This is a genomic window from Cellulosimicrobium sp. PMB13 (assembly GCF_051294865.1).
GTDB lineage: Bacteria > Actinomycetota > Actinomycetes > Actinomycetales > Cellulomonadaceae > Cellulosimicrobium.
Window position 1 is genome coordinate 1,884,543 of the sequence record NZ_CP145910.1, and the last position, 20,016, is coordinate 1,904,558.

Annotated in this window: 14 protein-coding genes; 11 read left to right on the top strand and 3 right to left on the bottom strand. The window is 72.5% G+C overall.

What is annotated here, in order from left to right:
* Positions 1-417: 417 nt before the first annotated feature.
* From V5D56_RS08660 to V5D56_RS08680, 5 genes are all read left to right on the top strand, one after another.
* Entirely contained in the window at positions 418-3,594 is a 3,177-nt protein-coding gene (locus V5D56_RS08660) for a family 43 glycosylhydrolase (RefSeq protein WP_435738638.1), read from the top strand.
* Between the two features lie 375 nt (positions 3,595-3,969).
* Positions 3,970-4,596 (top strand): hypothetical protein, encoded by a 627-nt coding sequence (locus tag V5D56_RS08665; RefSeq protein ID WP_435738639.1) that lies wholly within the window; start codon positions 3,970-3,972, stop codon positions 4,594-4,596.
* A 163-nt stretch (positions 4,597-4,759) separates the two neighbouring features.
* Entirely contained in the window at positions 4,760-5,158 is a 399-nt protein-coding gene (locus V5D56_RS08670) for a hypothetical protein (RefSeq protein WP_435738640.1), read from the top strand.
* 853 nt (positions 5,159-6,011) lie between these two features.
* Positions 6,012-6,854: a pyrroline-5-carboxylate reductase gene (gene proC / locus V5D56_RS08675; protein WP_435738641.1), complete on the top strand. Its 843-nt coding sequence runs from the start codon at positions 6,012-6,014 to the stop codon at positions 6,852-6,854.
* Between the two features lie 38 nt (positions 6,855-6,892).
* A complete protein-coding gene (locus V5D56_RS08680) occupies positions 6,893-7,963 on the top strand; it encodes a LacI family DNA-binding transcriptional regulator (protein ID WP_435738984.1) in 1,071 nt (356 codons plus the stop codon).
* Positions 7,964-8,021: 58 nt separating this feature from the next.
* On the opposite strand, the gene V5D56_RS08685 is transcribed toward V5D56_RS08680, so the two are convergent.
* Together V5D56_RS08685 and V5D56_RS08690 are read right to left on the bottom strand one after the other, a co-directional pair.
* Positions 8,022-8,759: a hypothetical protein gene (locus tag V5D56_RS08685; RefSeq protein ID WP_435738642.1), complete on the bottom strand. Its 738-nt coding sequence runs from the start codon at positions 8,757-8,759 to the stop codon at positions 8,022-8,024.
* Positions 8,760-8,808: 49 nt separating this feature from the next.
* Complete coding sequence (locus V5D56_RS08690) at positions 8,809-9,807, bottom strand: hypothetical protein (protein WP_435738643.1); 999 nt, start codon at positions 9,805-9,807, stop codon at positions 8,809-8,811.
* A gap of 221 nt (positions 9,808-10,028) precedes the next feature.
* Here V5D56_RS08690 and V5D56_RS08695 point away from each other — a divergent pair, with 221 nt between their 5' ends.
* From V5D56_RS08695 to V5D56_RS08715, 5 genes are all read left to right on the top strand, one after another.
* Complete coding sequence (locus V5D56_RS08695) at positions 10,029-11,717, top strand: xylulokinase (protein ID WP_435738644.1); 1,689 nt, start codon at positions 10,029-10,031, stop codon at positions 11,715-11,717.
* Positions 11,714-12,484 (top strand): L-ribulose-5-phosphate 4-epimerase, encoded by a 771-nt coding sequence (locus V5D56_RS08700; protein ID WP_435738645.1) that lies wholly within the window; start codon positions 11,714-11,716, stop codon positions 12,482-12,484. The genes V5D56_RS08695 and V5D56_RS08700 overlap by 4 nt, the downstream gene beginning before the upstream one ends.
* 141 nt (positions 12,485-12,625) lie before the next feature.
* Positions 12,626-14,134, top strand: a complete 1,509-nt coding sequence (gene araA / locus V5D56_RS08705) for an L-arabinose isomerase (protein WP_435738646.1) — start codon at positions 12,626-12,628, stop codon at positions 14,132-14,134.
* On the top strand, positions 14,131-15,129 hold the full coding sequence (locus tag V5D56_RS08710; protein ID WP_435738647.1) for a glycoside hydrolase family 43 protein: 999 nt from the start codon (positions 14,131-14,133) through the stop codon (positions 15,127-15,129). The genes araA and V5D56_RS08710 overlap by 4 nt, the downstream gene beginning before the upstream one ends.
* Positions 15,130-15,199: 70 nt before the next feature.
* A complete protein-coding gene (locus V5D56_RS08715; RefSeq protein WP_435738648.1) occupies positions 15,200-16,894 on the top strand; it encodes a family 43 glycosylhydrolase in 1,695 nt (564 codons plus the stop codon).
* 132 nt (positions 16,895-17,026) lie between these two features.
* Here the strand turns inward: V5D56_RS08715 and V5D56_RS08720 are convergent, their stop codons facing one another.
* Positions 17,027-18,562 (bottom strand): alpha-N-arabinofuranosidase, encoded by a 1,536-nt coding sequence (locus V5D56_RS08720; protein WP_435738649.1) that lies wholly within the window; start codon positions 18,560-18,562, stop codon positions 17,027-17,029.
* A gap of 265 nt (positions 18,563-18,827) precedes the next feature.
* Between V5D56_RS08720 and V5D56_RS08725 the strand changes: the two genes are divergently transcribed.
* Complete coding sequence (locus V5D56_RS08725) at positions 18,828-19,919, top strand: LacI family DNA-binding transcriptional regulator (RefSeq protein ID WP_435738985.1); 1,092 nt, start codon at positions 18,828-18,830, stop codon at positions 19,917-19,919.
* The last annotated feature ends 97 nt before the right edge of the window (positions 19,920-20,016 follow it).

Here is a 20,016-nt window from a genome sequence, read left to right on the forward strand (position 1 = left end):
CGGCGTGGTCCCAACGGCAGCGAGCAACGCCAGTCCACGACGTCGCCGCGCCTCGGCGGGCTGTGTCCAGCTCGATACCGAAACCCATTGCGGTCTGGTTTCTGTCTGTGGCATGTTGGCTCCTGAGAGCCCATCTCGACGAGGAGAGGTGCACGCCCGTGACGACGCGAGCGCGACGCAGCGACGCACCACACGACCCGCCGAGCACCACGACGGTGCCGCTCCGGCGGCGGTGACGTGTCCGACCCCCGCGCCGCGGCGCGGGGACGTCACCGCCACGAGCCGGACGAGCACCGGTCAGCGCCCGCCGGCACGGGCGACCCAGACCGTGCGTCCCGGGGGCCGAGGGAACTCCCGGGGCGCACGACCCTCTCCGCGCGAGACGACGACGTCTCGCGCCGACCGTCAGGAGACCAGATGACCATCCATCACCGGGAAGGGCGCTCGCGGACGCGAGGACGGGCGCGCGGCGTCACCGCACCCCTCGCCGTTCCTCTCGCACTGACCCTCGCCCTCGGTGCCGTCGCGGTGTCGGCGGGCCCGGCGTCGGCGGCGGACCCGTACACGTTCACGAGCACGGAGAACCCGATCCTCGACGACGGGAGCTACTACTCGGCGGACCCGGCCCCGCTCGTGGTCCCGGCCGGCGCGCCCGGCAACGACACCGCGGAGGACCAGCTCTACGTCTACACCGGCCACGACGAGGCGGGGCCCCGCCAGAACGACTTCATCATGAACGAGTGGGGCGCGTTCGTCACGAGCGACCCCGACGCGGGGGAGTGGACCCACCACCCGTCGCTCATGCGGCCCGAGGAGGTCTTCGACTGGGCCACGCCCGGCCGCGCCTACGCGGGCCAGGTCGTGGCGGGCGTCGACGGCCGCTACTACTGGTACGTCCCGGTGCACGAGGCGGCGAGCCCGGCGAGCGACGCCTTCGGCATCGGCGTCGCGGTCTCGGACTCCCCGACGGGTCCGTGGACGGACCACGTCGGCGCGCCGATCATCTCCCAGCGCGTCCCGACGGCGAACACGATCCACAACATCGACCCCACGGTCCTCGTGGACGGTGAGGGGGACGACGCACGCGTCTTCGTGTGGTGGGGCAGCTTCGGCAACCTCCGCATGCTCGAGCTCGGGCAGGACATGAAGACGCCGGTCGGCACCGTCCGGACCGTCACCGGCCTCACGGGGTTCTTCGAGGCAGCCTGGGCGTTCGAGCGGAACGGCACCTACTACCTGGCGTACGCGGGCAACAACGCCGGCCCCACCTCGCAGTGCACCCCGGCGAACTACCACGCGTGCATCGCGTACGGCACGGCGTCCTCTCCGGAGGGCCCGTGGACGTACCGCGGGACGATCCTCGCGCCGGTCTCCTCCACGACGAGCCATCCCGGCATCGTCGAGCTCGACGGCGAGTGGTGGATCGCGTACCACACGGCCGACGCCGAGGGCGGGAACCACTTCCGGCGCTCGGTCGCGATCGACCGTGTCCAGTGGGACGACACGCAGTCGCCGCCGCGCATGAAGCAGGTCGTGACGACGCCCGAGAAGTCCAAGGACACGACGCCGCGCGCGAACGTCGCGCAGGAGGCGACGGTCACGGTCTCCAACGAGCCCGTGCCGACGCAGTACTGGAAGAAGGCGCTCAACGACGAGATCGTCCGCCCCAACCCGCTGCCCCCGGACATGTGGGGCACGTGGACGGGCAGCAACCCGCCGCAGCAGTGGGTGCAGTACACGTGGGACCAGCCGATGCGCGTGGCCGGCTCGCAGATCGAGTTCTGGAACGACCAGCCGCAGGGGACCGGCGTCGGCGTCGCGGCCCCCGCATCGTGGCGCATCCAGTACTGGGACGCGTCCGGCGGCGGCACGTGGGTCGACGTCGCGAACCCGAGCGGCTACGGCACCGCGACGGCCGGCTTCCAGGACACGACGTTCGACCCGGTCACCACGACGCAGGTCCGTGCGGTCTTCGACGCCTCCACCAACGGCAGCACGTATTCGGCCGTCGCGGTCGAGGAGTGGAAGGTCCTCGCGCAGCAGCCCGACGCCGTCGACCCGCCCGCGACGACCGTCGAGGTGGGCGAGACCGAGCTCCCCGCCACCGTCCCGGTTACGTTCCCGGGCGGCGAGACGCTGCAGGTCCCGGCGTTCTGGGACGCGGTCACGCCCGACGACGTCGCGGCGCCCGGCACGTTCACCGTGGAGGGGTCCGTGCTCGGGTACGCGGCCGGACGCGTGGGCGCCGAGGTCACCGTGATCCCGGCGGAGGCCGTGGAGGGCGACGAGACGGCGCCGACGCTCGCGCTCACGCCGCTCGGCAGCGCGGGCAGCGACGGCTGGTTCCGGTCCGACGTGCGCGTGCGCGCCGACGGCGTGGACGACTCGGGTGGCCGCGTGGTCCTGTCCACGCAGGTGGACGACGGCGCGCCGGTCGTCACGGAGCCGACGCGCACGACCGAGGTCACGGTCACGGGCGACGGCGAGCACCGCGTCGTCGCGACGGCGACCGACCGCGCGGGCAACGTCTCCGCCGAGCAGTCGCTCGACGTCCGGATCGACCGCGTGGCTCCGGTCAGCACCGGGACGCTCGACGCCGAGGCCCGGACCGTCGCGGTCACGGCCACCGACGCGACGTCGGGCGTGGTGCGGGTCGAGTACGCGATCGGCACGGGGCCGTGGACGGCCTACGAGGAGCCCGTGGCCGCGCCCGACACGAGCCAGCACCGCGTGTCGTTCCGCGCGGTCGACGCGGCGGGCAACGTCGAGACGCCGAAGAGCGTGACGGTCCCCGCGGACATCTCGGGGCCGCTCACGGGCAACGTCGCACCGATCGCGACGGTGAGCGCGTCGTACACGGCGGGCTGGAACAGCGTCGGCGCGCTGAACGACGGCGCCGACCCGGCGAACCCGAGCCAGGCGCAGATCTGGGGCACCTGGTCCGGGAACCGCCCGGCGACCCTGTGGACCCGCTACGACTGGTCGCGCCCGATCCGGCTCACCGGGGCCGAGCTGAAGTTCTGGCGCGACTCCGCCCCGGGCAGCGGCGACGGCGTCAACGCGCCGGACGCGTGGGTCCTCGAGTACTGGGACGAGGCCGCGCAGGCTTGGGCACCGGTCACGAACCCGTCGGCCTACGGGACGAGCACGACGGCGTTCAACACCGTCACGTTCGACCCCGTGACGACGTCCCGGCTGCGCGCGACGTTCCAGGCGAACGGCAACGGCACGACGTACTCGGCCGTCGCCGTCACCGAGTGGCGTGCGTTCGCGGACGACCCGGGCACGGGCGGTCCCGACCCGGAGGTGCCCGTGACCGTCACGGCCGAGGCGCGCTGCCTCGCCGGGAAGGCGTACGTCGCGGTCCGCGCGACGAACGACCACGACGGCCCCGTCGACGTGGTCCTGGAGACGCCGTACGGGAAGCGGTCGTTCGAGGACGTCGCGCCGGGGAAGAACGCCTACCAGTCGTTCGCGGTGCGGGCGACGCAGGTCGGCGAGGGCTCCGTGACCGTCCGTGCGACGGGCACCGTCGAGGGCGAGACGGTGACGACGGAGGAGGTGGCCCCGGTCGCGGCGACCGACTGCGCCTGACCGCGGCGTGCGGGGCCCGACCGGCAGCGGGCGGAGCGCGCGACGCGCCTCGCCCGCTGTGGTGCGTGCCCGCGCCGCGGGTCCGGCGGCAACTTCCCGACACCCGGGGACGCCGCGCGGGACGAGGGCTCGCGGCGTCCTACGCTGACCCCACGAGTCCCCGGTCGTCGAGGGCGGGCGCAGGAAGAGGTGAGGGTGGTGGGTCAGCCGACGAGCAGCCGACCGGCCGGCGGTCCACGGGCTCAGGGTGGTGGCGTACGGCCCGGCGCTGCTCCGGGTCCGGGGCCCGGTTCCGCACCCAGTTCCGCACCCGGCTCAGGGCGCGGCGGCGCGTCCGGCCCCGCGCCCGGCCCGGCCCGCCGCTCGTCGGACGCCGTGGGTGCCACCGACCGCCGGCACCGGCGGCCGACCTCCCGGCAGGTCTACCGCCGACGGCGACTCGTCGTCCTGGTCGGTCTCCTGCTCGTCGTGGCGCTGCTGGTCGCGCTCCTCGCGTTCGTGTGGCCCGGCTTCGCGCGATCGGACGCGTCGGCCGACCCGGCGCCCACCGTGACGGTGACCGAGGAGTCCCCGACGCCGACGCTCGAGCCCGCCGAGCGCACGTCGACCACCGCGTTCGCCCGGGCGCTCCCCGCCACGGTGCTCGGCCTCGCGCTGCGCAGCGACGCGGCTACCGACGCGTGGACGCCCGCGGGGGCGCTCGAGGCGTACGAGCTCGTCTACGCCGACGCCGAGGGCGAGGGCGCGACGACCGTGACGGTCGTCGCGGGCCAGTGGCCCACCGACGCAGAGGCGGAGGTCGCGGCGACGGACCTCGTCGGCGACGCGACCCCGACGGTCGAGGGCGACGTCACCGTGGAGGACGCCGTGGTGGGGCACTACGCCGTGGTCCCCGGCGCCGACGGCGCCGCGACCGTCACGTGGCGCAACGGCACCGCCGTCCTCCAGGCCACCGGTCCCGCCGACCTCGTCGAGGACGTGTACGAGGCCTACTCGATGTGACGAACCGCATCGTCTACCGCTGTGCTGTTGCGGGCCCACCACCGGGACGAATATGCGACCGCTGATGCGTCCGGGTCGATGCTTGTCGGCGCTTTCGCAAAGCGACCTCCAATCAAACATGGGCGCTTGCCACTGTGCCGCCCGCACGAGCTATGGATGACCGATGGCCTACTACGACGATCTTTCCGAGTATGTGTACGCGCCGACCGAGTCTCCGATGGTCAATGTCGGATGGCTCGCCGCTGGGCATTTTTTCCCTCGAGCAAAGGCTTCACGGTTGTTCGTTGCGGACCTGCTGTTCTTGGCTGACCGCCAACAGAACATCATGCGGGGAGTGCACGACTGTGAGTTCTGCGACCAGGAGTCCCCGCTGCGAATGACCGCACCCGTGGAACGCGGATGGGTTTCGTTGGGAATGGGCGAGATCCATGTTGCTGGTCGCGAGGGACGTGTCTATGCCGCGCCGTCGCTCATCGTCCACTACGTCGATGCACATGGCTACGAACCTCCCGCGGACTTCGTGGAGGCTGTCGAGCTGGCTGCTGAAGCCTATCGGTCGTGAGCCGCGCACACGGGCGGCGCATGGCGAATCATCGAGCCTTGTATCGGGGGCCGCAGACTCCAGCTTCCGAGACCCGCCAGGCCACTGAGCGACACTTCCACGAGAATCGGTCAGTCCCATCCAGGGCGCTACCGTGGGCCACGCGGATTAGACAACCTACGTCCGAGTTGGCTGCGAGCTCTTCCCGACCGCCTTGGCGGATCGCCACGACAGCGAGGGTGAGTAAGTGTCGGGCGCGATCGAGCTGACGGTCGACGGCGTCGAACTCTTGGGTCTGGATCTCTGAGACGACATCAACTGGCCGTGGATGATCGAAGTTCTCGACGACTACAGGCGGAGCGGCATCGGAAAGCGATAGTTCCCTGATCAGACTCTTGCGATCACCGCTCTCGATGCGGGGAGGGCAGGGCACTCGTTGTTGACGGTCGAGACGTCGGACAAGGCGGTCCGTCGAATGGCTGTCGCGCCACGCCGCGAACTGTTCGACACCTTCGCCTGGCGGGGCCCGAGTCCTTTCGAGCAGCTCGTGCGCATCAGCGGTGCTGGAGCCGTAGCAGAGGGAGGACCAGGTCGTGCTGGAGGCATGGGCTGAAGTCGTCGGAATGATCCCGTCCCGTCCTCCGACGAGACCGCACCGGCGGGTTGAGGACGGGCATCTCCATTCAAGGGTGATCTCGGTGTCCGCATCGAGTTGATGGCCGCTGCTTGATCGCCGGAGGGAGATCAAAGGACGGATGAGGGGCTCGACGACCTGCCGCGACCGGCTGGGGCGACCCCCCCGGTTCGCGCCGGGCCCGCTCGTGGCGCCACATGCGCAAGAATGCCCTCACCGACCATCGGGAGCTGACCGCACATGACCGACCTGCCTTCCTCGCTTCGCCTCGCCGTCCTCGGGACGGGCATCATGGGCGAGACCGTCCTGTCCGGAGCGCTCGCGGGCGGGTGGGAGCCCGCCGACGTCGTCGCGACGGTCCGCCGCCCGGAACGAGGCGCCGAGCTCGCCGCGCAGCACGGCGTGGAGGTCACGCAGGACAACGTCGCCGCGGTGCGTGGCGCCGGTGTCGTGGTCGTCGCGGTGAAGCCGAAGGACGTCGCCGGTCTTCTTGCCCAGGTGCGCGACGAGGTCGCGCCGGGCGTGGTCGTGGTGAGCGTCGTCGTCGGGCTCCCGACGTCGTTCTACGAGGAGCGGCTGCCCGCGGGCACCGCCGTCGTACGGGTCATGCCCAACACGCCCTCGGTCGTCGGTGCCGGGGTCAGCGCGGTGAGCGGCGGCAGCGCCGCGACGGACGAGGACGTCGCGCTCGTCGAGCGGCTCCTCGCGTCGACCGGTCTCGTGGTGCGCGTCGCGGAGAAGGACCAGGACGCCGTCGGCGCGCTGTCGGGGTCCGGACCGGCCTACGTATTCTACGTCGTCGACGCGCTCGCGGAGGCGGGGGTGCTGCTCGGGCTGACGCGCGCGACGGCGCTCGAGCTCGCGACCGCCACCGTGCACGGCGCGGCGACCATGCTGCGCGAGACGGGCGAGCACCCCGCGATCCTGCGCGAGCGCGTCTCGTCGCCGGGCGGCACGACCGTGGCCGCGCTGCGGCAGCTCGACGCCGGAGGCGTGCGCGCGGCGTTCCTCGACGCGCTGGAGGCCGCGCGCGACCGCTCGGCCGAGCTCGCGGCGAGCCTCGCCGGGGAGGCCGCGAAGTGAGCGACACCGGGCCGTCCCCGCGCACCCGCCCGCCCGCGATGGCCGACGTCGCGCGGCTCGCGGGCGTGTCCCACCAGACGGTCTCTCGCGTCCTCAACGAGCACCCCAGCGTGCGGCCCGAGACCCGGGACCGGGTGCTCGACGCCATCGCGACGCTCGGTTACCGGCGCAACAGCGCGGCCCGCGCGCTCGTGACGATGCGGTCCGGCACCGTCGGCGTGGTGACGACGGGCTCGGCGCTGTACGGGCCGACGTCGACCCTCATCGCGGTCGAGGAGGCCGCGCGCGAGCAGGGCTACTTCGTGAGCGTCGCGACGATCCGCCGCTACGACGCCGACACGATGCACCGCGTGCTCGAGCACTTCATGGACCAGGGCGTCGAGGGCATCGTCGTCATCGCGCCGCAGTCCGACGTCGCGGACGCGGTCGACTCGTTCCGGGCTCCCGTCCCCGTGATCATGATCGCGGCGCGCGACCACCCGGGTGCCGAGGACGAGGATCCGAGCGGCGAGGCCGGGAGCGCGGCAACCCCGGACGCGCGACGTCGTCCCGGTGCCGCGGGCCTCGTCCTGCCCATCGCGGTCGACCAGCGCCTCGGAGCCCGCCTCGCGACCGAGCACCTGCTGGGCCTCGGCCACGCGACCGTCGTGCACCTATCCGGCCCGCTCGACTGGTTCGACGCGCGCGAGCGCGAGACCGGTTGGCGGCGTGCCCTGGAGGACCGCGGCGCGCCCGTCACGGAGCCGATCCGTGGTGACTGGTCCTCGGACCGCGGGTACGCCGTCGGGCGCGAGCTCGCCGCCGACCTGCGCGCCGGCAAGGGCCCGACGGCCGTCTTCGCGGGCAACGACCAGCTCGCGCTCGGCCTGCTGCGTGCGTTCTGGGAGTCGGGAGTGCGCGTGCCGCGGGACGTGTCGGTCGTGGGGTTCGACGACGTCGCGGGCGCCGGGCACTTCATCCCGCCCCTGACGACGGTGCGCCAGCCGTTCGCGGCGCTGGGGCGCCGCTGCATGGCGCTCATGCTCGACGCGTTCGCGGGCGCGCAGGTGCGCCCCGTCTCCATCCCGCCCGAGCTGGTCGTGCGCGAGAGCACCACGAGCCCGCGCTGACTGCTCGGCCCGACACGGGTCTCGTGCCGGGACTGCCGATCTCGTGACGGTTACCTGGTCACCTCGGGTCCCGCGTCGGCCCGTTCCGCCGGCACCACACGTTGCACCAGCGCCCGCACTCGAGCGTGGATCCGACGATCTGAGCTGACCGATCTGGGCCCCGGGCGGACGGCACACCGAAGAACTGGTGCAGCGCGTGCGCTGCGTCGCGGCCCCCGCTCCCGCGGGGCCATGTCTCCGCACTGTGGCCCGCGAGATGAGCGGCTTCCAGCAGGCGCCAGACGTCGGTCGCGTCGCGAGCGGTGAACCGGCCCGAATAGGCGTACGCCTTGAGGATGAGCGCTGCACGGACGTCAGGCAGCGCGACCTCGAACTCGAGGGTGGCCCCGTCTGAGAGCACGGCCGTGATCGGCTGGACCACCGCATCCACGCGCAGCGCATCGAGCAGGCCGGGGACGGCGTCGACGACCATGGCCGCCGTCTGCTGGTTCGGTTCGAGCCGTCCTACGTAGGACGGGGCGAGCACGTCGATCACGAGCCGACGCTCGTCGACGTCCCGCACGAACCGGTTGCCCTCCCGCTGCACGTATCCGATCGTGAGCAGTGCGTTCAGGAGTCGGTCGTCACCGAGGACGTCGAGCGCGACACCCATGTCGGCGTCGGCCGTCTCGCGCGCGGGCACGAGGGACTCGGCTCCGTGGTGGTGCACCAGAAGCGTGATCGCGATCCCACCCACGAGGCGATACTGCCCTCGGCGTGCTGTGCGACGTCCGCTATGTCCGCTGCGGCGAGCCACGCAGCGTCCGTCGCCGCCGATGTCGATCCGAGAACCAACCGTCCGTCGCTCACGACGGCATCCTCCCGTCGGCGATCGCCCCCGCCAAGTGGTCGGCAGCCTCGTCCTGTCCGCGCTGAGCAAGGTCCAGCCAGACCCGCCACGGGTCGAGCACCATCAGGTCGCGCGCTCGTCGCGTGCGCCGCAAGAGGTACGGGTCCTCCGGTACCTGGACGACGACGTTCGCGTCCTCGCTCGGTGCTGGTGTCGCCCCCTCGCTCGTGAGGTCGATGGCCGACCGGACCCACAGATGCAGCGTCTGAGGCCGCGCCCACGGCGCAAGACGACCCGCAGCGACATCCCCACTGACGCCATACGGGACGCCCTTCTCCCTCAGACGAGACGCGGCACGCTCCGCCAGCGGTACGAGCGGGACGAGCGTGAGGTAGGTCAGGCGCACCGGGCTCTGCGACGGGTAGTGGGCGACGAGCCACTCACGCAGCCCGCGGGTCGCCATCCATCCCTCGGTCCCCCGGACCACACGACCGTCGAGGCGATCGAGTATCTGAGCGACGCGAGGCTGTGTGACGCCCACTCGAGCAGCGAGCTCGGCCTGGGTAGGTGCCGGCGCGGCGAGCAGCTGAAGAGCGGCGTCGTACGTCGCCCACGGGACGGGCCCGCGGGGCCGACGCGCCGCCTGATCGCGGTCGCGATCTCCCACCGTCAACAGGGTCCCGTCGACCGCCAACAGCGTGCCGCTGACATCGCGCTCTGCGCCCTCCGGCACACGGAGGTAGGAGACTCCGTTGTTGAGCGCGACACGCGCCGCCTCGGCACTCACGGAGGGTGCGAGAACAAGGAGTCGTATCGACCCGGAGGTGCCCGCCGCGTTTCGCCCCAGGCGGAGCGCCCCGCTCGGCGTGAGCGCCCGAGACATGCTCTTCACCGAGAAACTCGTCGGCGGAAACGTGGCAGCCGACAGCACGACATCGCCGTCGTCGTCACGGCCTGCGTCGACCGCGAGGCCCTCCTCGGTCATGAGAGCAGCCCACACGTCGCTTATAAGCATAGTTGGTCCTCCGCGAGAAATACTTATACCGCTCGTCCAGGCTGTCAACCTCGGTCCTCAGGCGTATGCAGAGAGCTGGCAGCGCGAGGGGCTGCGGGCCGTAGGGCGACCGCGGCGGGCAGGATCGTGGCGGGAGGTTGGCCTCTCGCCGTGTGAGCGCTAACATTCACGACAACATGCACGACGACCGAGGCGCGCCGCAGCGACGAGGAGCAGCAGCAATGAGGCAGCAGGACGACGTCAGCGACCTTCGGGCCGCCGTCATCGCGGGGGAGACCGCGCTCGGCATCGAGCTCGGGTCGACGCGGATCAAGGCGTGCCTCGTGGCCGCCGACGGCACGCCGCTCGCGAGCGGCAGCCACGCGTGGGAGAACCAGCTCGACGGGCGCACGTGGACGTACTCCCTCGACGCCGTCGAGGCGGGCATGCGCGAGTGCTACGCGCAGCTCGTCGCCGACGTCGAGGAGCGGTACGGCGTGCGGCCCACGACGTTCGGTGCCCTCGGGGTCTCCGCGATGATGCACGGGTACCTCGCGTTCGACGCGCACGACGAGCTCCTCGTCCCGTTCCGCACGTGGCGCAACACCTCGACGGGGCCCGCAGCCGCCGAGCTCTCCGAGCTGTTCGGGTACAACATCCCGCTGCGCTGGTCCGTCGCGCACTGGTACCAGGCGGTCCTCGACGACGAGCCGCACGTGCCCGACGTCGCGTCCCTCACGACGCTCGCGGGCTACGTGCACCGGCGCCTGACCGGGCGCCACGTCCTCGGCGTCGGCGACGCGTCGGGCATGTTCCCCGTCGACCCGGAGACGCGCGGCTACGACCGCCGCCTGCTCGACGTGTTCGACGCGCGGGTCGCGACCCGCCGCGAGGCGCCGAAGCTCGAGGAGCTGCTCCCCGAGGTGCTCGTCGCCGGCCAGGAGGCCGGTCGTCTCACGGCCGACGGCGCGGCGTGGCTCGACCCGACGGGCTCGCTGCGGCCCGGCGTCCCGTTCTGCCCGCCCGAGGGCGACGCCGGGACCGGCATGGTCGCGACGAACGCCGTCGTGCCGCGCACCGGCAACGTCAGCGCGGGCACGAGCATCTTCGCGATGGTCGTGCTCGAACGACCGCTCGCGAGCGTGCACCACGAGCTCGACCTCGTGACGACCCCGACCGGCGACCTCGTCGCGATGGTCCACTGCAACAACGGCGCGAGCGAGCTCAGCGCGTGGGCAGGGCTCTTCGGCGAGGTGGCGGCGGCGCTCGGCACTCCCGCCGCGGCCGACGACGTGTTCGGCGCGACCCTGCGCGCGGCGCTCGACGGCGACGCCGACGGCGGCGGGCTGCTGGCCTACAACTACCTCTCGGGAGAGCCCATCACGGGGCTCGAGGAGGGGCGTCCGCTGTTCGTGCGCACGCCCGACAGCCGCCTCACGCTCGCGAACTTCATGCGGACCCAGGTCTACTCCGCGTTCGGCACGCTCGCGCTCGGCATGCGCGTGCTCGCCGGCGAGGGTGTCGGCATCGACGCGATGTTCGCCCACGGGGGGATCTTCCGGACCGAGGGCGTCGCGCAGCGGCTGCTCGCGGCGGCGATCGACGCACCGGTCACCGTAGGTCGGACCGCCGGGGAGGGTGGAGCGTGGGGTATCGCCGTGCTCGCCGCGTTCCTCCTCGCGCGCGGCGAGGGCGCGACGACCGGTCCGGCCGACGCGGCCGAGCCGGCAGGAGCGGCAAACCCGGTCGCGCTCGAGCTCGGCGCCTACCTGAGCGAGCGCGTGTTCGCATCCGCCGAGCTGGCGACCGTCGACCCCGACCCCGCGGACGTGACCGGGTTCGCCACCTACCTCGAGCGCTACGACGCCGGCCTCGCCGCCGAGCGTGCCGCCGTGGCGGCGCTCCGGCCCCGACGACAGGAGAACTCATGAGCACCGCACCCGAGACCGCCACCACCGGGGCCACCGCCGCTGACGCCAACGACGCACGCACCGGCGTCCCCGACGCCCTGCGCGCCGCCGTCGACGCCGCGAAGGAGCGCGTCGCCGCGCTGCACGCGGAGCTGCCGCGGTGGGAGCTCGTGGTGTGGACCGCGGGCAACGTGTCCGAGCGCGTCCGCGTGCCCGTCGAGGACGGCAGCGAGGTGGGGAGCCGGGATCTCCTCGTCATCAAGCCGTCCGGCGTCGCCTACGACGACATCACGCCCGACGCGATGGTCGTGTGCGACCTCGACGGCACCCTCGTCGAGGGCGACCGGTCGCCGTCGTCGGACACGGCGGCGCACGCGTACGTCTACCGGCACATGCCGGAGGTGGGCGGCGTCGTCCACACGCACTCGACGTACGCGACGGCCTGGGCCGCGCGCGGCGAGGCCGTGCCGTGCGTGCTGACGATGATGGCCGACGAGTTCGGCGGTGACATCCCCGTCGGCCCGTTCGCGCTCATCGGCGACGACTCGATCGGCCGGGGCATCGTCGAGACGCTGCGGGAGTCGCGCAGCCCGGCGGTGCTCATGCGCAACCACGGCCCGTTCACGATCGGCAAGGACGCGCGCGCCGCGGTCAAGGCTGCCGTGATGTGCGAGGAGGTCGCGCGGACCGTGCACATCAGCCGCCAGCTCGGCGAGCCGGCACGCATCGCGCAGTCCGACGTCGACTCGCTCTACGCGCGCTACCAGAACGTCTACGGGCAGCACTGACGAGCACCGGGGAGCACTGACGAGGCCTGACGAGCACGCACGAGCACCCGACGCCCGGCACGGGCGTCCCGTACGACCAGCACAGCGGTCCAGCACCGGCGCGAGGACCGCCCCCACCCGACACGAGAGATGTGGACAGACATGAGCAAGCCCTACGCGGACCGCGAGATCTGGTTCCTCACCGGCAGCCAGGACCTGTACGGCGAGGAGACGCTGCGGCAGGTCGCCGAGCAGTCGCAGGAGGTCGCGCGCGCGCTCGACGCGTCGTCGGACGTGCCGGCGAACGTCGTCTGGAAGCCGGTGCTCAAGGACGCCGTCTCGATCCGTCGCGCGATGCTCGACGCGAACGCGGACGACCGCGTGCTCGGCGTCGTGACGTGGATGCACACGTTCAGCCCGGCCAAGATGTGGATCGGTGGGCTGGACCAGCTCCGCAAGCCGCTCCTGCACCTGCACACGCAGGCGAACGTCGAGCTGCCGTGGGACACGATCGACTTCGACTTCATGAACCTCAACCAGGCCGCGCACGGCGACCGCGAGTACGCGTACATCGCGACGCGCCTCGGGGTGGCCCGCACCACCGTCGTCGGGCACGTGTCCAACCCCGCGGTGACCGCGCGCGTCGGCGCCTGGGTCCGCGCCGCCGCGGGCTGGGCCGCGACGCACGAGCTGCGCCTGGCCCGGTTCGGCGACAACATGCGCAACGTCGCGGTGACCGAGGGCGACAAGACCGAGGCCGAGCTGCGGTTCGGTGTGAGCGTGAACACGTGGGGCGTCAACGACCTCGTCGCGGCGGTCGACGCCGTCTCCGAGGCCGACGTGGACGCCCTGGTCGCCGAGTACGAGACCCTGTACGACGTCGTCCCCGAGCTCCGCAAGGACGGCGACCGGCACGAGTCGCTGCGCTACGCCGCGCGGCAGGAGATCGCGCTCGAGACGTTCCTCGAGTCGGTCGGGGCGAAGGCCTTCACGACGAACTTCGAGGACCTGGGCGACCTGCGCCAGCTCCCCGGCATCGCGGTGCAGCGGCTCATGTCGAAGGGCTACGGGTTCGGCGCCGAGGGCGACTGGAAGACGGCCGTGCTCGTGCGCGCCGCGAAGGTGATGGGCGAGGGGCTGCCCGGCGGCGCGTCGCTCATGGAGGACTACACGTACGACCTCACGCCCGGCAGCGAGCGGATCCTCGGCGCGCACATGCTGGAGATCTGCCCGTCGCTGACCACGTCGAAGCCCCGCGTCGAGATCCACCCGCTCGGCATCGGCGGCAAGGAGGACCCGGTCCGCATGGTGTTCGACGCGGACCCGGGCGTCGGCGTCGTCGTGTCGCTCGCTGACATGCGCGACCGGTTCCGGCTCACCGCGAACGTCGTGGACGTGGTCGCCCCGACGGCGCCGCTGCCGCACCTGCCCGTCGCGCGCGCCGTCTGGGAGCCCCGTCCCGACTTCGCGACGTCCGCCGAGGCGTGGCTGACCGCGGGCGGTGCCCACCACACCGTGATGTCGACGGCCGTCGGCATCGACGCGTTCGAGATCTTCGCCGACATCGCGGGCACCGAGCTGCTCGTCATCGACGAGAGCACGACGCGCCGCGGGTTCCGCGACCAGGTGCGCTGGAACCAGGTCTACTACCGCCTCGCCCAGGGTCTGTGACCCAGGTCGACGCACGCCCCGCGAGCGCGGGCGGGCGGGAGCCGGACCGGGCCGCGCAGGCCCGGTTCGGCTACCTCCTCGTGCACTTCGTGGAGGACCCGTACGGGCACGAGGAGAGGATCCACTACTCGCTGAGCCGCGGTGACGACCCGACGGCGTGGGACCGGCTGGGCGTCGTGGTCGAGTCGCGTCTCGGCACGACGGGCCTGCGCGACCCGCACGTCGTGCGCTCGCCCCGCGGTGACGAGTTCTTCCTCGTCGCGACGGACCTGCGCGTGTTCGGGGGCGACGACGCGGGCTGGGACGCGTGGCAGCGTCACGGCAGCCGCTCGCTCGTCGTCGCGCGCTCGACGGACCTCGTGCAGTGGTCCGAGCCGCGGCTCGTCGAGGTGGCGCCGCCCGAGGCCGGGATGGCGTGGGCTCCCGAGGCGTTCTGGGACGCGCGCGGCGGGCACTACGTCGTGCACTGGTCGTCGACGCTCTACGACCCGGCCGACACGGAGCACGCCGGGGAGTCGTACAGCCGGATCCTCTGCGCGACGACGACAGACTTCGTGACGTTCTCGCCCGCGCGCGTGCTGCTCGACACGGGGCGCACGACGATCGACACGACGATGATCGAGCACGACGGCCGCGTGTTCCGCTTCCACAAGGACAACAGCCCGGGCGGCCGCGAGCTCTACATGGACGTCGTGCCGCACGCGCTGTCCGACGACGCGGTCGTGCTCGCCGAGCGCATCGGCGCCGACCGCTTCGGTCACGTCGAGGGCCCGCTCGTGTTCCGCGCGAACGACGCCGAGCGCTGGTACCTGTTCGTCGACCAGTACGGGGAGGCCGGCCAGGGCTACCGGCCGTTCGTCACCGACGACCTCACCTCTGGTGCGTGGAAGCCCATGGACGGTAGGTTCGACCTGCCTGACCGCACCAAGCACGGCGTCGTGCTCCCGCTGCACGACGACGAGTGGCACCGGATCGCGGAGGCGTTCCACCCCTGACCTGACCCCGACCCCCTGAGGGCCGGGGTTCTTCACGGCCCAAATTTACAACGATGTAGAAGGGATCGAGATGCACCGCACGCACACCGCACCGACGGGAGGGCGCCACCGCGCCGCGCGGCTCGCCGGCGCTGCCGCGCTCGTCGTCGGGCTCACCGCGGCACTCCTCACCGGACCGGCTGTCGCCGACGCCGGACCCGCCGCCGGTCCGGCAGGGGTCGAGCCCCCGCTGCCCACCGGTGGCCTGTCGGTCACGGGCGAGACGGCCCCGATCCACGACCCCGCGCTCGTCGTGGCCGACGACGGCACGTGGTACGTGTACTCGACCGGCCTCGTGAACCGCGAGAAGGGCGGCACGATCCAGGTCTGGTCGTCCGCCGACGAGGGCGTCACGTGGGAGTCCGAGGGCACGGTCTGGGACGAGATCCCGGCGTGGATCGACGAGCACTTCGCCGACGGCGCGCTCCCCGACAACCTCTGGGCACCCGAGGTCTACGAGCACGAGGGCACCTACTATCTCTACTACTCCGCGTCGCGCTTCGAGACGAACACGTCGCTCACCGCGCTCGCGACCAACACGACGCTCGACCCGGACGACCCGGAGTACGAGTGGGTCGACCAGGGCCTCGTGATCGAGTCGCCGCAGGACATCGCCGGCGGCAAGACGTTCAACGCGATCGACGCGGGGATCGTCGAGGACGCCGACGGTACGCCGTACATGGCGATCGGCTCCCACTGGTACGGCATCTTCCTCGTCGAGATCTCGTGGCCCAGCGGCAAGCCCGTCGAGGGCGCGGTCGCGGACGCCGTGCACCTCGTCGACCGGTTCGCCCCGGGCAACCGCGTCGAGGCGCCGTTCATCACCGAGCACGACGGCTGGTACTACCTGCTCGTGTCGTTCGACGCGTGCTGCCAGGGCGCGGACAGCACCTACCACGTGGCCGTCGGGCGCTCGCGCTCTGTCACCGGCCCCTACCTCGACGCCGAGGGCCGCGACATGGTCGGCGGCGGCGGGACGACGCTGCTCGACACGCACGGCGCCGTCGTCGGCCCTGGCGGGCAGTCGGTGTTCGACGACGTGCTCGCGTTCCACTACTACGACGCGTCGAACGCGCAGGTCCCGTACTTCCCGACGCTCGGCCTGCAGCGCCTCGCGTGGGTGGACGGCTGGCCGGTCGTCGACGCCACGGTGGAGGTCCCGGCGGTGGTCTCCGGACCGCACGACGCCGACGTCGCCCCGGGCGAGGACGCGGCCTTCACCGTCGAGGTGACGGGCACGCCCGCGCCCGTCGTCACGTGGGAGACCTCCCGCGACGGCGCGACCTGGGAGCAGGCCGCGCCCGCGCGCCGCGCGGTGGACGGCTCGGCGTCGCTCGAGCTTCCCGCGGTCCAGGCCGACGCCGACGGCCTGCGGGTCCGCGCCGTCGTGCAGAACGCGCACGGGAGCGTGGTGAGCCCGACGGCGACGCTCACCGTGGCGGACGGCGTGGCGCTCGGTGACGTCGTCGCCCAGCCGCGGTGCCTCGCCGGGTCGGCCTACCTCGCGGTGCGCGCCACCTCGGCCGACACCGGACCGGTGACGATCACGCTGTCCACGCCGTACGGCTCGCGCACGGTCGTGGACGTCGCCCCCGGGCGCTCCGCCTACCAGGCGTTCGCCGTGCGCTCGCCCGAGCTCGCCGCGGGGAGCGCGACCGTGACGGCGACGGCGGGGGAGCGCTCGACGACCCGCACCCAGGAGCACGCGGCACTGACCTGCTCCTGACGCCCCCGCGCGTCCGTGTCACCTGATGTGCCGAACCCCGGGTTACGCCCCCATCAGACCGTCGATGGGGGCGTAACCCGGGGTTCGGCGTCGCGCTCGCCGGTGTGCAGGTGGCGATGCCGACGGCGCGGGTCAGGCGGTGCGCACCGTCCCGGCCAGCGCGGTCCACGACTCGGGCGCGAGCGTGACCGTCGTCGTGCGCGAGCTGGCCGAGACGTGGGCCGCGAGGTCCACCGCCGACCAGCACGCGTCGACGACCTTGCGCGCGTGCGCGGGACCCTCGACGGCGGCCTCGTGGTCCGCGACCATGCGCCAGCCCTCGGTGAGCTCGACGCCCAGGCCCAGGTGCTCGACGTCCACCGCGACGGGCTCCGCCGAGCGGTTGGTGAGGAACAGCGCGAGGGCGCCGGTCTCTGCGTCGTGCGTCGCGGCAGCGGTGACGAGCGGGACGTCGCCGTGGCGCTTCGTCGTCGTCGTGGGGCAGTCCACGCGGACGTCGAGCGCCTCGCCGTGCGCGAGGCGCGCCGTCGTCGCGAACGGGTGGAACGTCGGCTGGCGCCATGCCTCCCCGCCGGGCTCGGTCATGATCGGCGCGATGACGTTGACGAGCTGCGCGAGCGCCGCGACCGGGACGCGGTCCGCGTGGTTGAGCAGCGTGACGAGCAGGTCGCCGACGACCACGGCGTCGAGCGCCGAGTAGACGTCCTCGATGATGCGGGGCGCGTCGCGCTGGACCGGCAGGTTCGTCTCGCCAGGGAACCGGGACTCGAGGTACCAGACGTTCCACTCGTCGAAGCTGATGGTGATCTTCTTGTCCGAGCGGCGACGCGCCCCGACGGCGTCGGCGGACGCGACCACGCGGTCGATGAAGCGGTCCATCGCCGTGCCGGAGCCGAGGAACGACGCACGGTCGCCGTCGAGCTCCTCGTAGTAGGCGTGCATCGAGACGTGGTCCACGAGGTCGTACGTGTACGACAGGACCGTCTGCTCCCACTCGCCGAACGTGTCCATCTGCATCGACGACGACCCGCACACGACGAGCGAGATCGACGGGTCGACGAGCTTCATCGCCTTGCCGGCCTCGGCCGCGAGCTTGCCGTACTCGTGCGCGTCCTTGTGGCCGATCTGCCACGGGCCGTCCATCTCGTTGCCGAGGCACCACAGGTGCACGCCGTACGGCTCGGTGCGGCCGTTGGCGATGCGCAGGTCGGCCCAGCGCGTGCCCGCCTCGCCGTTGCAGTACTCGACGAGCGCGGCCGCGGCCTCGACGCCGCGCGTGCCGAGGTTGACGGCCATCATCGGCTCGAAGCCCTCGCGCTCGGCCCACTGCAGGAACTCGTCGGTGCCCACGAGGTTCGGCTCGACGGTGCGCCACGCGAGGTCGAGGAACGGCTTGCGGTCCTCGACCGGCCCCACGCCGTCCTCCCAGCGGTAGTTGGAGACGAAGTTGCCGCCGGGGTAGCGCAGCATCGTCACGCCGAGCTCGCGCGTGAGGTCGGCGACGTCGCGGCGGAAACCGTGCTCGTCGGCGGCCGCGTGGCCGGGCTCGTAGATGCCGGTGTAGACCGCGCGGCCGAGGTGCTCCACGAAGGAGCCGAACAGGCGGCGGTCGATCGGGCCGACCCGGAAGTCGGGGTGCAGCGCCACGCGGGCGCGGGGGTGCGTCATCGGGATCCTCGCTCGTGGTGGTCCGGCGGTGCGTCAGGAGAGCCGGGGTGTCCGTCGCGCTGGTCGGGACCGGTCGAGCTCGAGGTCCGACATGGCGACGGTCTCACTTTACAACGATGTAGAGTACTCGTCGACGACCCGTCCAGCACGTCGCCGTGTGGGCACACCCTGCCACGGGTCGCGCGTGGCACAGTTGACCCATCCGCGCCCGTGAGGGCACGCGAGGGCACGGAATCCCGAAGGAGTGAGCAGCTTGCCGGTGACGATGCACGACGTGGCGGCCCGCGCCGGTGTCTCGGTCAAGACGGTGTCGAACGTCGTCAACGCCTACCCGCACGTGCGGCCCGAGACGCGCCGACGCGTCGAGGAGGCGATCGAGCACCTCGGCTACCGGATGAACGTCTCGGCCCGCAACCTGCGCACGCGACGCACCGGGATGATCACGCTCGCGGTGCCGGAGCTCTCGCTGCCCTACTTCGCGGAGCTCGCCGACTCGGTGATCCGGGCGGCGGAGTCCCACGGGTACACGGTGCTCATCGAGCAGACGAACTCGACGCGCGAGCGCGAGGCCCAGGTGCTGTCCGGGCGATACCAGGACATGACCGACGGCGTGATCTTCTCGCCGCTCGCCCTCGGTCCGTCCGACCTGCCGCTGTTCGACGTCACGTTCCCCCTCGTCGTGCTCGGCGAACGCGTCTTCGGCGCCCCGGCGGACCACGTGACGATGAACAACGTCGCCGCGGCGCGCGCCGTCACGGCCCACCTCGTCGCGCTCGGGCGGCGCCGCATCGCCGTCGTCGGGGCGCACGCGGGAGAGGCCGTCGGCTCCGCGGCCCTGCGCCTCGAGGGCTACCAGCACGGGCTCGCCGACGCCGGCATCGCGTTCGACCCCCGCCTCGTCGGCGAGGCCGGGCTGTGGCACCGTGCGACCGGCGCGGAGACGATGGGCCGGCTCCTCGACTCCGGCGTCGAGATCGACGCCGTCTTCGCGCTCAACGACGCCATGGCGCTCGGTGCGCTGCACGCGCTCCACGCGCGCCGCGTCGACGTCCCGGGCGACGTCGCGCTCATCGGCTTCGACGACGTCGACGACGTGCGCTACTCCGTGCCGACCATCTCGTCGGTCTCCCCGGGCCGTGAGCAGATCGCCGCGCGCGCCGTCGAGCTCCTCGTCGCGCGGATCGACGCACGGGGCGCGGGCGAACCGGCGCCGTTCCGTCGCGTCGTCCCCGACTCGTCGATCGTCGGCCGCGAGTCGACCGGCGACGTGCCCGCCGGCGGCGGCGAGAAGATCGTCGCCGTCCAGGAGGGCCGCGTCGAGACCGTCGAACCCGTCCGCGAGCAGATCGCCGGCTGACGAGCCGGGGCGGAGGGACCTCGCACGCTGCAGCGCCGAGAGGCCGCGACGCCCTCGACGCCTGGATCGCCTGAGCGGAGCGCGTCAAAGGCACTGC

Coding starts and splice junctions, on each gene's coding strand:
- V5D56_RS08660 (WP_435738638.1), top strand. CDS start 418: ATGACCATCCATCACCGGGAAGGGCGCTCGCGGACGCGAGGACGGGCG.
- V5D56_RS08670 (WP_435738640.1), top strand. CDS start 4,760: ATGGCCTACTACGACGATCTTTCCGAGTATGTGTACGCGCCGACCGAG.
- proC (WP_435738641.1), top strand. CDS start 6,012: ATGACCGACCTGCCTTCCTCGCTTCGCCTCGCCGTCCTCGGGACGGGC.
- V5D56_RS08680 (WP_435738984.1), top strand. CDS start 6,893: ATGGCCGACGTCGCGCGGCTCGCGGGCGTGTCCCACCAGACGGTCTCT.
- V5D56_RS08690 (WP_435738643.1), bottom strand. CDS start 9,807: ATGCTTATAAGCGACGTGTGGGCTGCTCTCATGACCGAGGAGGGCCTC.
- V5D56_RS08695 (WP_435738644.1), top strand. CDS start 10,029: ATGAGGCAGCAGGACGACGTCAGCGACCTTCGGGCCGCCGTCATCGCG.
- V5D56_RS08700 (WP_435738645.1), top strand. CDS start 11,714: ATGAGCACCGCACCCGAGACCGCCACCACCGGGGCCACCGCCGCTGAC.
- araA (WP_435738646.1), top strand. CDS start 12,626: ATGAGCAAGCCCTACGCGGACCGCGAGATCTGGTTCCTCACCGGCAGC.
- V5D56_RS08715 (WP_435738648.1), top strand. CDS start 15,200: ATGCACCGCACGCACACCGCACCGACGGGAGGGCGCCACCGCGCCGCG.
- V5D56_RS08720 (WP_435738649.1), bottom strand. CDS start 18,562: ATGACGCACCCCCGCGCCCGCGTGGCGCTGCACCCCGACTTCCGGGTC.
- V5D56_RS08725 (WP_435738985.1), top strand. CDS start 18,828: ATGCACGACGTGGCGGCCCGCGCCGGTGTCTCGGTCAAGACGGTGTCG.